The sequence below is a fragment of the Streptomyces inusitatus genome (assembly GCF_014651115.1).
GTDB lineage: Bacteria > Actinomycetota > Actinomycetes > Streptomycetales > Streptomycetaceae > Streptomyces > Streptomyces amakusaensis.
In genome coordinates, this window is sequence record NZ_BMWG01000021.1 from 120,367 (window position 1) to 133,842 (window position 13,476).

The 13,476-nt window shown below is 66.7% G+C and carries 13 protein-coding genes; 6 read left to right on the forward strand and 7 right to left on the reverse strand.

Annotation, left to right across the window (positions count from 1 at the left end):
* Positions 1–2 precede the first annotated feature (2 nt).
* Together IE247_RS26245 and IE247_RS26250 are read left to right on the forward strand one after the other, a co-directional pair.
* Positions 3–1,046, forward strand: coding sequence for an ABC transporter ATP-binding protein (locus tag IE247_RS26245; protein ID WP_190125757.1), 1,044 nt, complete (start codon positions 3–5; stop codon positions 1,044–1,046).
* A gap of 155 nt (positions 1,047–1,201) precedes the next feature.
* Complete coding sequence (locus tag IE247_RS26250) at positions 1,202–2,530, forward strand: DUF445 domain-containing protein (protein ID WP_190125758.1); 1,329 nt, start codon at positions 1,202–1,204, stop codon at positions 2,528–2,530.
* Positions 2,531–2,583: 53 nt separating this feature from the next.
* On the opposite strand, the gene IE247_RS26255 is transcribed toward IE247_RS26250, so the two are convergent.
* On the reverse strand, positions 2,584–3,570 hold the full coding sequence (locus IE247_RS26255; protein WP_190125759.1) for a CHRD domain-containing protein: 987 nt from the start codon (positions 3,568–3,570) through the stop codon (positions 2,584–2,586).
* 171 nt (positions 3,571–3,741) lie between these two features.
* Here IE247_RS26255 and IE247_RS26260 point away from each other — a divergent pair, with 171 nt between their 5' ends.
* Both IE247_RS26260 and IE247_RS26265 read left to right on the forward strand, forming a co-directional pair.
* Positions 3,742–4,254, forward strand: a complete 513-nt coding sequence (locus IE247_RS26260; protein ID WP_229869359.1) for a COG4315 family predicted lipoprotein — start codon at positions 3,742–3,744, stop codon at positions 4,252–4,254.
* Between the two features lie 32 nt (positions 4,255–4,286).
* Positions 4,287–5,066, forward strand: coding sequence for an SDR family NAD(P)-dependent oxidoreductase (locus IE247_RS26265; protein ID WP_190125761.1), 780 nt, complete (start codon positions 4,287–4,289; stop codon positions 5,064–5,066).
* 6 nt (positions 5,067–5,072) lie between these two features.
* Here the strand turns inward: IE247_RS26265 and IE247_RS26270 are convergent, their stop codons facing one another.
* Entirely contained in the window at positions 5,073–5,282 is a 210-nt protein-coding gene (locus IE247_RS26270; RefSeq protein WP_190125762.1) for a DUF397 domain-containing protein, read from the reverse strand.
* Positions 5,282–6,127 (reverse strand): helix-turn-helix domain-containing protein, encoded by an 846-nt coding sequence (locus IE247_RS26275; protein ID WP_190125763.1) that lies wholly within the window; start codon positions 6,125–6,127, stop codon positions 5,282–5,284. The genes IE247_RS26270 and IE247_RS26275 overlap by 1 nt, the downstream gene beginning before the upstream one ends.
* 209 nt (positions 6,128–6,336) lie before the next feature.
* Between IE247_RS26275 and IE247_RS26280 the strand changes: the two genes are divergently transcribed.
* Entirely contained in the window at positions 6,337–6,975 is a 639-nt protein-coding gene (locus IE247_RS26280; protein WP_229869360.1) for an ATP-binding protein, read from the forward strand.
* A 31-nt stretch (positions 6,976–7,006) separates the two neighbouring features.
* Here IE247_RS26280 and IE247_RS26285 read toward each other — a convergent pair whose 3' ends face one another.
* Positions 7,007–7,822, reverse strand: a complete 816-nt coding sequence (locus IE247_RS26285; RefSeq protein WP_308433261.1) for an HNH endonuclease — start codon at positions 7,820–7,822, stop codon at positions 7,007–7,009.
* Between the two features lie 106 nt (positions 7,823–7,928).
* Here IE247_RS26285 and IE247_RS26290 point away from each other — a divergent pair, with 106 nt between their 5' ends.
* Positions 7,929–9,005 (forward strand): DNA cytosine methyltransferase, encoded by a 1,077-nt coding sequence (locus IE247_RS26290; RefSeq protein WP_190125764.1) that lies wholly within the window; start codon positions 7,929–7,931, stop codon positions 9,003–9,005.
* On the opposite strand, the gene IE247_RS26295 is transcribed toward IE247_RS26290, so the two are convergent.
* The 3 genes from IE247_RS26295 to IE247_RS26305 form a co-directional block, all read right to left on the reverse strand.
* Positions 8,999–9,436: a very short patch repair endonuclease gene (locus tag IE247_RS26295; protein WP_268247245.1), complete on the reverse strand. Its 438-nt coding sequence runs from the start codon at positions 9,434–9,436 to the stop codon at positions 8,999–9,001. The two genes, IE247_RS26290 and IE247_RS26295, sit on opposite strands and share 7 nt — an antisense overlap.
* Before the next feature lie 11 nt (positions 9,437–9,447).
* Complete coding sequence (locus IE247_RS26300) at positions 9,448–10,434, reverse strand: NaeI family type II restriction endonuclease (RefSeq protein ID WP_190125766.1); 987 nt, start codon at positions 10,432–10,434, stop codon at positions 9,448–9,450.
* 76 nt (positions 10,435–10,510) lie between these two features.
* Positions 10,511–13,450 carry a Z1 domain-containing protein gene (locus tag IE247_RS26305; RefSeq protein ID WP_190125767.1) on the reverse strand — a complete coding sequence of 980 codons (2,940 nt, stop codon included), beginning with the start codon at positions 13,448–13,450 and terminating at the stop codon, positions 10,511–10,513.
* Positions 13,451–13,476: the final 26 nt, after the last annotated feature.

The following is a 13,476-nucleotide window of genomic DNA, read 5'->3' on the forward strand; positions in this document are numbered from 1 at the left end:
ACATGGCCGACACGGCCGACATGATCGAAGTGGACGGTGTGGAGAAGGTCTTCACCGTGCGCCGCCGGGCCGGCCTGCTGCGCCGGGAGAAGCGCGAGGTGCGCGCGGTCGACGGGATCAGCTTCCGGGTGGCGCGCGGTGAGATGGTCGGCTACATCGGGCCCAATGGCGCGGGGAAGTCCACCACCATCAAGATGCTCACCGGAATCCTCACCCCCAGCGGCGGCCGGGTGCGGGTCGCGGGCATCGATCCGGCGCGCGAGCGCACCCGGCTGGCGCGCCGGATCGGGGTGGTGTTCGGGCAGCGCACCACGCTCTGGTGGGATCTGCCGCTGAAGGACTCGTACCGGCTCGCCCACCGGATGTACCGGATCCCGGACCGCCGCTTCCGGGAGAACCTCGACCGGTGCGTCGAGCTGCTCGATCTGGCGGAGCTGCTGGACGTTCCCGTACGCCAGCTCTCACTCGGCCAGCGGATGCGCGGCGACATCGCGGCGGCGCTGCTGCACGATCCGGAGGTGCTCTATCTGGACGAGCCGACGATCGGGCTCGATGTGATCTCGAAGGCGAAGGTACGGGGGTTTCTGCGGCGGCTGAACGAGGAGAACGGGACGACGGTGCTGCTCACCACGCACGATCTGACCGATATCGAGCAGCTCTGCGGCCGGGTGATGGTCATCGACCACGGGCGGCTGATGTACGAGGGTTCGCTGGACGGTCTCCATGAGGCGGGCGGGAGTGAGCGGACACTGGTGGTGGATCTGGAGCGCGAGCTGCCGCCCATGGTGACGGAGCTGGCCCGTACGGTACGGGTCGAGGGGCCGCGTCAGTGGCTGGCCTTCCCGGCCGCGCAGTCGGCCGCGCCGCTGGTGGCCGCGCTGGCGGAGAGGTATCCGGTCGCGGATCTGTCGGTGCGGGAGCCGGAGATCGAGACGGTGATCGCGAAGATGTACGCGGAACGGCCTGCCCCGGCCCCGGACCAGGAATCGGACCCGGACCCGGACCCGGACCCGGACCCGGACCCGGTACCGGTGTCCGGCGGCTGAGGATCCCCCGTAGATCCCCCGTAGATCTCCCGTACGGCCTGGTCGCGGGAGGGTCCCCCGAACCCCGCCGTACCCGCCCGGGAACTCCACGTGCACGCTGGGAGTACCTGAGGCAGGGACAATGCGCACGGGGTGCGCGCGGACAGGTGGAGTGGATGAATCGCACAGCAGGGAAAGAACCGGGCGAGAACGGCGGCGGGGGACGCCGGACGGGGCTCCCCTCTTTCGCGTACACGGAGGCGGACGCCGAGAAGCAGCGCGGCGTCCGGCGGATGAAACTGTTCGCGACCGGGCTGCTGGTCTTCGTCGCGGCCGTCTTCGCCCTCGCGACCTGGGCGAAGAACGCCGGAGCGGGCCCCTGGGCCGGCTATGTGGCGGCGGCGGCCGAGGCGGGCATGGTCGGCGCGCTCGCCGACTGGTTCGCGGTGACCGCGCTCTTCCGGCACCCGCTGGGCGTCCCGATCCCGCACACCGCGATCATCCCGAACAAGAAGGACCAGCTCGGGGCCTCCCTCGGCTCCTTCGTCGGGGAGAACTTCCTCTCCGAGGACGTGGTCCGCGCCCGGCTGCGCTCGGTCGGCATCGGCAGCCGGCTGGGCGACTGGCTCTCCGAGCCCGACCACGCCGACCGGGTCACGTCCGAGCTGTCCACCGCGCTGCGCGGCGCGCTCACCGTGCTGCGGGACTCCGACGTCCAGGCGGTGGTGGGCGAGGCGATCACCCGGCGCGCCAACAGCGCCGAGATCGCGCCGACGGTCGGCAAGACGCTGGAGAAGGTCGTCGGCGACGGGGCGCACCGCCGTGCCGTGGATCTGATCGCCGCCCGCGCCCATGACTGGCTGGTCGCCCACGAGGATCTGGTGATGGACACGGTCGAGGGGGGCGCGCCCGGCTGGACGCCGCGGTTCGTCGACCGGAAGGTGGGGGACCGGGTCTACCGGGAGCTGCTGCGTTACGTCACCGAGATGCGGGACGCGCCGGAGCATCCGGCGCGCGGGGCGATCGACCGGTTCCTGCGCGACTTCGCCTCCGACCTTCAGTCGGACACCGAGACCCGGGCGAGGGTGGAACGGCTGAAATCGGATCTGGTCTCCCGTGCGGAGGTGCAGGATGTGATCGCTTCGGCGTGGTCCTCCGTACGCACCATGATCATTTCGGCGGCCGAGGACGACCGGAGCGAGCTGCGGCTGCGGGCCCGTGCCTCGCTGCTCTCGCTGGGCGCGCGGCTGGCCACCGATGAGCGGCTCCAGTCGAAGGTGGACGGCTGGGTGGAGGACGCGGCGGTCTATGTGGTGACCACGTACCGGGGGGAGATCACCTCACTGATCTCCGAGACGGTGGCGAGCTGGGACGCCGAGCACACCTCGCGGAAGATCGAGGCGCACATCGGCCGCGATCTCCAGTTCATCCGGATCAACGGCACGGTCGTCGGCGCGCTGGCGGGGCTGCTGATCTACACGGTGGCGCACGGGCTGGGCGGCTGACCCGCTGTCTGTCGCGGGCCGGCCGTCAGGGATGATCAGCCTCAGTCTCAGTCTCAGCGGAAGAGCTGGCCGCGTACGGCTCCGTCGGGGAACTCCGGGGTGTGGATGTTGGAGTAGTAGTTCCCGGGGGTCTCGCGGACGCGCTTGACGGCGTCGCGCGACTGGCCGGTCAGCTTGCCGGAGACGGCGAAGACGCCGTCGGGGACGGGCCGGTTGAAGAAGTTGAAGACGACATCGCCGTTCTTGCCGAACTCGCCCCGGTGGATGTGGCCGAGGGCCGGGCTCTGGATATTGAGCCAGGCCAGCGAGTAGTCGACGGTCGTGCCGCGGGGCCTGAGGAAGGTGACCGCGTGCCCGTCGGGGTCGCCGACCTTGGACGCGTCGCTCTTCGGGACCTCCTGCTCGCCGTCGGAGAACGCGCGCAGCGGGCCGCCCCGGATGACGCCGAGCGGGTTGACAGGGCCCTTCACTGGCTTGAGCTGCCCCCGGACGGCACCGCCGGGGAATTCGGCGCTGTGCAGATTGACGTAGAACCCGGCGGGGTCGGTACGGATCCGTTCGGCCAGCCCCGCGTCGGTGACCGTGGTGCGCCCGGCGGCCGCGTCCACGCTGTCGGGCATGGCGCTGCCGAAGAGGGACGCCTTGACCGCGCCGTTCCTGCCGGCCGCGCCCTGGTGGATGTGGCCGAGGCTGGGCACGAGGCCCTTCCAGCGCAGCGCGAAGGTGACGCGGTCGCCCTTCACGGTGATCAGCGCGGTCGCGCTGCCGTCGGGGTCGTCGACGGCGGGCCCGCCGGGTACGGGCACCTCCTGGTCCCCGGAGAGCCTGGCGGTGTACGCGGCGGCGGGGCCGGCCGGGGCGGGGGTGCTGACGGCGTGGTGGTCCTGGGCCCCCACCTGGCCGTTCCCGGTGCCGCCCGTCCCGTGTACGCCGTGGTTCCCATGGCTGCTGCCGCTGCCGCCGTGCGCGGCGGCGGGGGCGACGCCCGCCGCTCCGAGGAGTACGGCGCTCGCCGCCACGGAAAGGAATCGCTTCTGCATGGTTCCGGGTCCTCTCATGAGGCCGGCCCGTTCGAGCCGGTCGTGGAGACGCACGTGCCGACGGGGCCGTACGGTTCACCCGGGAATTTTCCCCGACTTCGCTGAACCACAGGCGATTTGGAGTCGTTCTCCCTGGCGACCGCATCGCCCAGCCGACCGGGGGTAACACCCGTGCCCAGAAGCCGATTCACCGCGTTCGCAGCCGCCCTGCTCGCCCTCACCCCGGCGGCCCTGCTGGCCCTGACCGCCTGCACCAGCCGGGACGACACCCCCGAGACCACCCCGTCCACGGCGACCGCCCCGGCCCCCGCCCCGGACCTGGCCGCCTCCGTCAAGGTCGCCGACTCACCGCTCGGCAAGATCCTCGTCGACGGCGCCGGCCGCACGCTCTACGCATTCACCAAGGACAGGGCCAAAGCGGGCGACAGCGCCTGCGACGCCGACTGCGTCGCCGTCTGGCCCGCCCTCACCGCCACCCGCGGCCTCGAACCCGGCCCCGGCCTCCGGCCCGCCCTCCTGACGGAGACCAAGCTCGCCGAAGGCGCCGAACAGGCCGTCTACGGCGACTGGCCCCTCTACTACTACGTCGGCGACGCCACCGCCGGCGAAGTCAACGGCCAGGGCCTGGACGGCGTCTGGTTCACCGTCGCCCCGGACGGGAAGCTCGTCCGCGAGCCCGCCTGAAGTCCCCGTATTCGCCCTGGTTAGGCTGGGGCATGGCCGCACAAACGTACCTCTCCGAGCTGTTCTCCCTGGAAGGCCGCGTCGCCCTGGTGACCGGCGGCAGCTCCGGCATCGGCCGCGCCATCGCCGAGGCCCTCGCCCGCGCGGGCGCCGGCGTCGTGGTCCTCGCCCGCGGCGAGGCGGCCCTCGACTCCACCGTCGCCGAACTCACCGCCGCCGGCTGCCGCGCCGCCCGCGTCACCGCCGACCTCTCCGTCCGCGCCTCGGTGCGCACCGCCGCCGAGGAAGCCGCCGAGATCTTCGGCGAGCCCGACATCCTCGTCAACTCCGCCGGCATCAACCTCCGGCCGCCGATGAGCGAGCTGAGCGACGACGTCTGGGACACCACCATGGCGGTGAACCTCGACGCCCCCTTCCTCCTCGGCCAACGCTTCGGCCCCGCCATGGCCGCCCGCGGCTACGGCCGCATCATCCACATCACCTCCCAGCAGGCCCACCGCGCCTTCGTCCACAGCGGCGCCTACGGCGTCTCCAAGGGCGCCCTCGAATCCCTCGCCCGCTCCCAGGCCGAGGCCTGGTCCCCCCACGGCGTCACCGCCAACACCCTCGTCCCCGGCTTCGTCCCCACCCCCCTCAACGCCCACCTCTCCGCCAACCCCACCCAAGTCACCACCCTCGCCGCCCGCACCCTCACCGGCCGCAACGGCCTCCCCCAGGACTTCGCCTCCGCCGCCGTCTTCCTCGCTTCCCCCGCCTCCGGCTACGTCACCGGCCAATCCCTCTTCGTCGACGGCGGCTTCTCGGTCCACTGACCTGCCTCAGCCGAGCCGCCCACCGCCGACCGCCGCGATGAATCCTGCCCATGCCGGGCCGGAGAACGCGAGCAGTGCCCCGGGGCGGTCCTTGCTGTCCCGTACGGCCGCACCGCCCTCCACCGCGGCTATCTCGACGCACTCACTGGTGCCGGCTCCGCTGTACGCGGACTTGAACCAGGCATCGCTTGGTATGACGGGCGTGCAGTCGTGCATCACAGCTCCCCATGGATGCGTTCGATCAGGGCTGACGAGGCTGCCATATCCAGAGCCTGGGCGCGCAGGTAGTCGAAGGCGAGCCGGTACCGGTCAAGCTCTGCGGTCTTCTCCATGAAGAGCGAGCCGGCGTGGATGTCGACGTACACGACATCGAGAGACGGTTCAGCGCCGCCAAGGATGACAAAGCTGCCCATCGCCGCAGAGTGCGCGCCCCTGGAGAAGGGCAGTACCTGGAGCGTGATGCCTGGTGACTCGTTCGCGTTGAGCAAGTGGTCCAACTGGTCTTTCATCACCGACCGGGACCCGACCACTCGCCGTATCACTGACTCGTCGAGAATCGCCCACAGGTGCAGTGGCTTGGCCCGCGTCAGGATGTCCTGGCGCTTCATCCGGATGTCGACCAGCCGCTCGATCTCCTCCGGGGACAGGCGCATCTCGGAGGCATGCTGAACAGCTTCCGTGTATGCGCGGGTCTGGAGCAGTCCCGGCACGTAGAGGCAGTTGAAGTGGTCCTCACGGACGGCTTCGTCCTCCAGGGTGAGCAACAGGTTCATGGTCTCGGGGATGGAGTCGGCGAAGGAGTTCCACCAGCCCTGCTGCCTCGCACCCTTGGCGAGGGAGACGACAGCGTTCCGCTCTGCCTCGCTCACGCCGTACTCCCGGCACAGCGCATCCACGATGGGCCACTTCACCGGGCCCTCCTGCGTCTCGTACCGGCTGACCGTGGCCTTGGAGATGCCGACGAGCTGACCGGCTTCCTCAAGCGTCATGCCCTTCTGGGCGCGCAACTTGCGCATCGTCGCCCCGAGGTGGCGGCGACGAGTGGTGGCTCGTGCGGACATGGCGGAGGCCTTCCATCGTTTGTCGGACGCAGCTGCTTGCGGTAGCAACAAGGCTACGCAGAAGAGAAGTTGGACCTCGTCGGATTCACCCGATGGAGTCGCATGAGAAGTTACACAGAGAGAGTTCTCAGTGTCATACTCCCTTCATATCGCTACGCAGCGCATCCGTGCGGACACGGTGGGCGCAGCGCTGTCGCGGCGGAGAGGGGATGGCCATGTGCGGCAACGGGATCACCGACACCCGGTCCAGGCTCCGGAGCGCTCTGCCCTTTAAGGCGGAGCCGGCCGGAGTGAGCGGCCTCCGTTTGTTCGCCAGGAAGCAGCTCCACGAGTGGGGCATTCCTGAAGTCTCGGAGAAGGTGCAGCTGGCGGTCACCGAACTTGCGACGAATGTGATCAAACATGTGGGACTGGGGACGACCGCGATGCTGGTCATGGAGCCTTGTGACCGGTCGCTCCGTGTGGAGCTGCACGACCGGAGCCAGTCCCCGCCCGAGCTTTCCGCCCTGGAGTACGGCGCCGAGTATGGCCGGGGGCTCTACCTGCTGGCAGGGCTGGCGTCAGGCTGGGGAACCACCGTGACGGCGGCTGGCAAGTCGGTGTGGTGCGAGTTTGACCTCAGGCCGGAAGGGCCCTGCCAGCGGAGCCAGCGCGCGATGGCGGTCCTGGAAAGCTACCGGCGGGCGTCAGGCGGTCCTGGGCAGGCCGAGGTCAGCCATCCGTCGGCTCTTGAGAACTCCACGACGGGGCTGATCTCGGACCTGCTCCACTGGGCGGCAGCTCGCGGCAGCGACCCGGACGCCATTCTCAAGCGGGCTCAGATGCACTGCGAGACCGGAGCCGCGTGACGCCGCTCAGCAAACCATTCGGCACCAGGAGCTATGCGGGGCCGGCCGTCTGCGCGGCCTCGGCGATTTCAGCCCGCACGGCAGCCGGAGTGCGCCATGATGCGCCGCGGTGGCTCTTGTGGCACATGCGGTGGCAGTTGGCGCACAGGAGGGCGAGGTCTTCGAGTCTGGTCTCGCGCGGTCCGGAGATGTGAAGGGGGAGTATGTGATGCACCTCGATGTAGTCGCGGCCGAGTTCTCCATAGACACGCTCGAAGTGAAACGCACATACCTCGCACTGGAGCGGCACTCCGAGCTTGCGGACCTGGGCCAGCTTGCGCCTCCGCAGCTTGGGGTCCCGCTCCCGCGAAAGAGCCCAGCGGGCCAGGAGGCGCCCTTCCGGGGCGGTAGTGCCGTCCTCGGCCACCTCATCCAGCTGTGGCGGGATAAGGCTGAGTTCCCCCGACCCGATTCCATCCTCGATCGCCTGGGCTACCGCGAACATCTCGGCCTCTCGGCCGATGAAGTCCGCGATCATCACATGGTCGAGCTTGCCGCACCTGGTGCGCTTGCCTGTGTACTCAGGGTGATTCGTTGCCAGATCTGTTGTCTTCCGGCTCACACTGCCGACAGATCGGTATTGGGGGAGCTTCTGGGCGATGCCGTCGTGCAGGGGCAGCGAGCGCAGCAGCTCCGACAGCTCCTGTACCGCTCGGTCGCCTTCACGGAGTTCGCGCCAGCCGTTTCTCACGACCAGTGCACAGGCGAGTACCAGTTCATCTCGGGTCCATGCAGGGCTACGCATAGCAATATCGTACGTGTGTTCGTTGCGGCGTGATGGGCGCCCGGCGCGGATGTTTCTGGGCATGGCTCCTCGTGCCGCAAACTAGGGAGGCGTTGTCAGTGGGGTCAGTCACCCTCTGTGAGGGCGGATTGCAAGGTGTGTCCGCTGAGCGAGTCTTGAAGGAGTGTGCGTGACCAGCACTGAGGAGAGCTTTGTCTCGGTGGAGATCTGCGCCGGGGCAGGGGGGCAGGCGCTCGGGCTTGAGCGTGCTGGGTTTGAGCATGCCCTGCTGATCGAGATGGATGCCAGCGCGTGCCAGACGCTCAGGTTCAACCGGCCGGACTGGGATGTCCATGAAGGTGACCTTCGTGACTACGTGGAGAGCCAAGACGCGCGGAAGCTCAGCGGCAAGATTGACTTGCTTGCCGGAGGTGTTCCCTGCCCGCCATTCTCCCTGGCAGGAAAGCAACTGGGCCGGGACGACGAGCGTGACCTGTTTCCTGAGGTGATCAAGCTCGCCAGGCAGCTCGATCCGCCCGCCATCATGATCGAGAATGTCCGCGGTCTGATGCAGGCGAAGTTTGACGGCTACCGGGACGAGATTCGGCATGAGCTGGCAGAGCTGGGCTATGAGACCAGCTGGGAAGAGCTGCAAGCGAGCGACTTCGGAGTCTCCCAGCTGAGGCCGCGCAGCATTCTTGTCGCACTCAAGCCTGAAGTGTGGAAGCACTTTGACAGTGAGAGCTGGCATCTGCCTCCAGATGGACAGGCCCCGCCTCTCAGCGTCGGCGATCTCCTTAAGGATTCGATGAAGGCGCGCGGCCTTAAGGGTAAAGACTTCGAGGACTGGTACGGCGAGGCGTCCAAGGGAATCGCTCCGACCCTCGTCGGCGGGTCGAAGAAGCATGGCGGTGCCGACCTTGGGCCTACGCGTGCCAAAAGAGCCTGGGGTCAGCTTGGCATCAATGGACTTGGTGTCGCAGATGAGCCTGATGAGAAAACCAGAACGACGCGTGACCCTGGCCGTGACCTCGGTAAGAACATCAAGGGGCAAGGCCCCATGCTGACTGTGCGCCAGGCGGCTATGATCCAGGGCTTCAATCCTGAAGAGGGGGAGGAGCATTGGATTTTCAAGGGGAAGAAGACGGCGTCGTACCGTCAGGTCGGTAACGCTTTTCCCCCTCCAGTTGCCAAGGCTGTCGGCCTTAAGATCAAAGCTGCGTTGATGGCGTACAGGGAGCAGGCTTCGGAGTCTCGGAGTCAGTGATTCCCAGCCCTGCGGAGCCTGTTGACGGTTCGGGCGATCTTATCGGCGCTCGCCTCGGGTGACTCATGCTCCCAGAATCGCAGCACGGTCCAGCCTGCTTCTTTCAGGGTCTGGTCAGTGTCGCGGTCGCGTGCGACATTTCCTGCGACCTTCCCTGACCAATACCCCGGGTTGGTTTTGGGGGCAACGTAGTGCTCCGGGCATCCGTGCCAGTAGCAGCCGTCGATAAAGACAGCGACTTTCGCCGGGCGGAACACTATATCCGCTGTCCGGCGGAATCCAGGGAGGGGCTTCGCGGCCACACGGTAGCGAAGCCCCTTGGCGTGGACGAGCCTGCGGATCAGCTGCTCTGGTTTTGTGTCCCGGCTCCGGATGGCCTGCATGTTCCGGCGCCGGGCCGCAGATGAAGCCCAGGAACCCTCTGGTGGGATCCACTCCTCAGTCACTCGTCGTTCTCTTTCTCGGTGTGCTTAGGGAGGCGTGGTGCCGCGACGACTGGATCATCCTCGTCCGCAAGGACCCAGAACTGGTTCTCCAGCTCAACGCGCGGGCGGCTGCCGTGGTGAGGCTCAGCTGCGGCGACCCGGAAGCTGACCAGCTCTCCATGCCGTGGAATCTCCGCGCCGAGAGCCCGGGCGATTGCCTGATGGCTGCTGTAGTGCCCGGCGACGAGGATTCCATGGTCCCGCAGTACTGCCCGGGCGCGCCCTTTGCCTTCCCTGATCCTTGCCATGTAGTCGACCTGCTGGGCCACGGTGCGCACGACACCCCGTCCGATCCTCCGGTTCTGCACCCGGCGGAACAGCTCGTTGACACGCGCCTGGCCGGTGGGAAGGGTGAGGATGGCTTCGCGCGTGCTGCTGTTGAGATGAAGCAGGACATTTTCAGGGAGTTCGGCATCATGCCGGAGCCAGAGAATGTTCTTCCGGTGCTCAGCCTTCACGGTGAGTTTCAGGTCACGGTTGGCCTTGCCGTTCAGCCACTCTGGGCGTATACGGAGCAGGCCAGCGCTCCAGCGGCTCTTCTCGTCGTTAGCCCAGACAAGCAGGCAGAGGTGCCCGACTGCTTCCGGCGGAATCATCCAGCCACCGAATTGCTGGGAGTACTTGCAGTCGACATCCGTGCCAGCGATCCGGTAGTCCATATCTACGCCGTCGGCGAACTTGAACTCACGCTGAAGGTTGATCTCAACAAGAGTGCCGGCATGTGTCTTCTCGGTCTTGAAAAGTTTCTGCCAGTCGTATCTGCCGGTCACTTCGCCGTTGAGCAGCTGGTCGATCGTGTCACGGAGAACCCTGGCGAAACGCTGGCCGGTGGGGTCGAGCTTGCGCAGGTGTTCATAGACGGCAGCTAGCTCAGGGTCTTCCAGCAGAGCTTTCGACTCGATGTTGGCAGCGGCAGAGATGTCCAGAGGCAGCAAGGAGTTCATCCCGTCAGTTGAGCTGAGGGAGTCAGCCTAGGCGGAGGGGGTGGCCAAGATCCATGGCCACCCCCGCTTGTGTGTCTCAGGCGCCGGACCGCTTCGCCCGGTAGCGCAGCAGCCGGCGGGTGGAGTCGTTGGCCGATGAAGGGGAGAGCAGAGTGAACGCCGGTATGACACGGGACGGGTCGACGACCCCGCCGGGAGCGGCGGCCGTGAGTTCGGCGTCGTTCGCCGCCTCGATCACCGCGTACAGCAGGACTATGCCGGTGCGGGGACCGACAGCCAGACCGCTATCTCCGTTGTTGATACCGGGCTGGTCCCGGGCGTTGTCAATCAGGCCCTGGGCCCACTTGCGGTGCTCAAGCCCGGAGATACGCCCGAAGGACACCTTTCCGAGCTGGCGGCTACGCCTGACAAGCGAGCAAGGGGCGGAACCGAGGATGCTCGCTTCGACACGCCGGGCCGCGGTGGTCTGAGGGGCGACTAGCAGCCAGTCGTCGACCTTTGCCAGTGTCCCGTCCAGCTGGGCCAGATAGTTGAGGTGCGGCGCGAAGTGGTTGTCGCCTTCCCACTCCAGCTGCCTGAGCACACTGACCAGGGAGTCATGCGAGACGAGGGCAGTCTTGGCCTGGAAGGTCCGGGTGAGCGGGCTGCTGTCGTCCGGCGGCAGGGTGAGTGCTGTGGAGTCGGCACCGAAGATATGGAGCAGAGGCTTCCAGCGCTCGGTGTTGCGCCGGATGCCCGCTGTGCTCATGGGATACGCCGCAGGCTCGATCGGCTTTCCGGGAGAGCGGATCTCCACCAGCTCCGAGTTGTACATTTTGTTCCGTCCGGACGGCTTGACGAGCGCCAGGTGCTGAGACACCAGCGGCAGAACCTGTGACGGTGTCAGCTGAGGTTCACCGTCGATCATCTCCGCATACTGCGCGAGCTGAGACCGGAATGACTCTTCATCCTGGCAGATGGCTTCGAACGCCTGGTACAGATCGATGGTCTTGTCCCGGCCGAAGGGCTCCTCGCGGCCGATATAGAGACGGACGAGATCACGATAGCCGTCACGGAATCCGAACCAGCGCCCCATCTGCATCAGGGTGTCAGCCTGTTGGGTCTTACGGCGGTAGTACGTGATGGTCAGACCCTCGACGGTGAACCCCCGGGAGAGCTTGGTTCCTCCCACGAGGATCTTCCAGACGTGGGGTGTTCGGTCGAAGTCGAGGTCGGCCTGCTCGTAGTCTTTCTCAGTATCGCCGTTGACGATGATCACGGGGTTTCCGCCGGAGCTGATCAGCTGGCGGGCACGGCTGATGAACGGCCTCAGCTCCTCATAGGAAGAAGGGGCCACGGAACCGTCGGACTGCGCGGCGCAGACCTGCTGGAAGTCGTCCGAGTAGAGCTTCGCGAGCCGGATGTGTGCCTGCGAGCTGCTGTAAGACGAGTGCCACATAGAGTTCAGCCGGAGGGCCAGTTCCGCATGATCGGCCATTTTCACCGACTCATGGACGAGCATGGTGTGGTGGCGGAACTTTCCTTCTGGAACTCCATTCGCAATGCGGTACAGCTTCACCGCTCCGGCCAGGACAAAGGCGTCTATCGCTTCCATCAGGCGGTCATCCGTCTGGAAGATCCCCCGGACATGGGCCCTCTCCTGCGACTCGGCTAGGGGCCGCTCTTCAAGGGGAAGGTCACTGTCCATGTCATGGAAATCTTGCACGCCCATATAGCCGGACGGCCTGGGCAGCGAGATAAGGAAGTCGCGAGGGAAGATGTCCTGCGAGTCATCAGGGTCAACGAAGACGTTCGCGAAGGGCGTCGCCGTGTATCCGACGTACTGAGCCCGGGGAAGCAGGCCGAGAAGCTCGGTGATCAGTCCGTTGATCGCCGTACGGGTGACCCGGCCCTGCTCCCATTTCTTCGGGCTGATCGTATTGACGGAAGCCTGGTCCGACTCGTCATCGATGATCAGGGCGGGGATCTCGCCGAGGATCGGACCGATCTTCTTCAGGTCCTTCACCAGGTTGGTGAGGACTGACTTGTTCTTCTTGATGACCATGACACGGGCCGCGGCATGGTGCAGGTTCGCCGGATCGTAGAGCGGCAGGGTGCGGTCGACCTTCTCGATGTCGAGTGCGCGGATCCCCTGCATCAGCCCCCGGTAGTCGTTGTCACGCGTGGTGAGGCGCTCGATGTCGAACGCACCGAGCGCGGAAGGGCGCTGGACATGGGAGACGAACTTGTGCGGCCAGTCCTCGTCATCCTGGTAGTCGACTCCGACGACAGCGTCCAGATCATTCGGGTCTGCCCCCCGGAGGATGTTCTCCCGGCCGATGAGTTCCATGTCGAGGCGGCGCTGTGTCTGGCTGCGCAGCAGGTTGAGAGTGCCGCCGAGGACGATGACCAGCCGGTAGCCCGCGTCCATGGCCTTGGCGATGACACCGGTGAAGTTCGCGGTCTTGCCCGACTGGACATAGCCGACGACCAGGCCGCGTGCGCCGAAAGCCTCTGGCCGTGAGGGGTCGGAGAGGCGTTCGACGACGCCGTGCGATGCCTCGTCCAGGCTTGCCACGGCGGCTTCGCTCCATCCCTTACGGCGGAGGAGACTCTCGTAGGCGGTCCAGTAGAAGGGCCGGACTGCCGCCGTGTCTTTGGAGTACCAGCCCTGCGACTTGGTGCTGATGACCACCTGCCGGGGCCCCTTGTCGACGGGGGCAGCATCATCCAGAGCTTTGCCGAGGGCGGAGCTGAAGCCGAGCTTCGCGTACATCTCGGTCCGGCGTTCGTCTGTGCGGGGCTGGGTGGCCGACCACGCGGCGGTCTCTGCGAAGTCCCACGCTGTCAGCGCCCGGAGCCATAGAGCTTTGAGGTCGGTGTCCGAGCTGGCGAGCCGGTCGAGAAATAGATTTTCCTGGACATCGGATGGCTCTTCCGACTCTGACAGAGCGAAAGCGAGCCGGGCGAAGTTCTTCGGCCCGCGGCGCATGGCCGCCAGCACATCACCATGGAGATTGAGCAGATGGTCAGGCATGGGGATTCCTCAGCGATCGGGACGGA

What these genes read in the sequence shown, in the direction of transcription:
- IE247_RS26285 (WP_308433261.1), bottom strand. Translation starts at nt 7,822, where the DNA reads ATGCCCAGAAACATCCGCGCCGGGCGCCCATCACGCCGCAACGAACAC.
- IE247_RS26270 (WP_190125762.1), bottom strand. Translation starts at nt 5,282, where the DNA reads ATGCACGACTGCACGCCCGTCATACCAAGCGATGCCTGGTTCAAGTCC.
- IE247_RS26280 (WP_229869360.1), top strand. Translation starts at nt 6,337, where the DNA reads ATGGCCATGTGCGGCAACGGGATCACCGACACCCGGTCCAGGCTCCGG.
- IE247_RS26300 (WP_190125766.1), bottom strand. Translation starts at nt 10,434, where the DNA reads ATGAACTCCTTGCTGCCTCTGGACATCTCTGCCGCTGCCAACATCGAG.
- IE247_RS26255 (WP_190125759.1), bottom strand. Translation starts at nt 3,570, where the DNA reads ATGCAGAAGCGATTCCTTTCCGTGGCGGCGAGCGCCGTACTCCTCGGA.
- IE247_RS26275 (WP_190125763.1), bottom strand. Translation starts at nt 6,127, where the DNA reads ATGTCCGCACGAGCCACCACTCGTCGCCGCCACCTCGGGGCGACGATG.
- IE247_RS26265 (WP_190125761.1), top strand. Translation starts at nt 4,287, where the DNA reads ATGGCCGCACAAACGTACCTCTCCGAGCTGTTCTCCCTGGAAGGCCGC.
- IE247_RS26250 (WP_190125758.1), top strand. Translation starts at nt 1,202, where the DNA reads ATGAATCGCACAGCAGGGAAAGAACCGGGCGAGAACGGCGGCGGGGGA.
- IE247_RS26245 (WP_190125757.1), top strand. Translation starts at nt 3, where the DNA reads ATGGCCGACACGGCCGACATGATCGAAGTGGACGGTGTGGAGAAGGTC.
- IE247_RS26305 (WP_190125767.1), bottom strand. Translation starts at nt 13,450, where the DNA reads ATGCCTGACCATCTGCTCAATCTCCATGGTGATGTGCTGGCGGCCATG.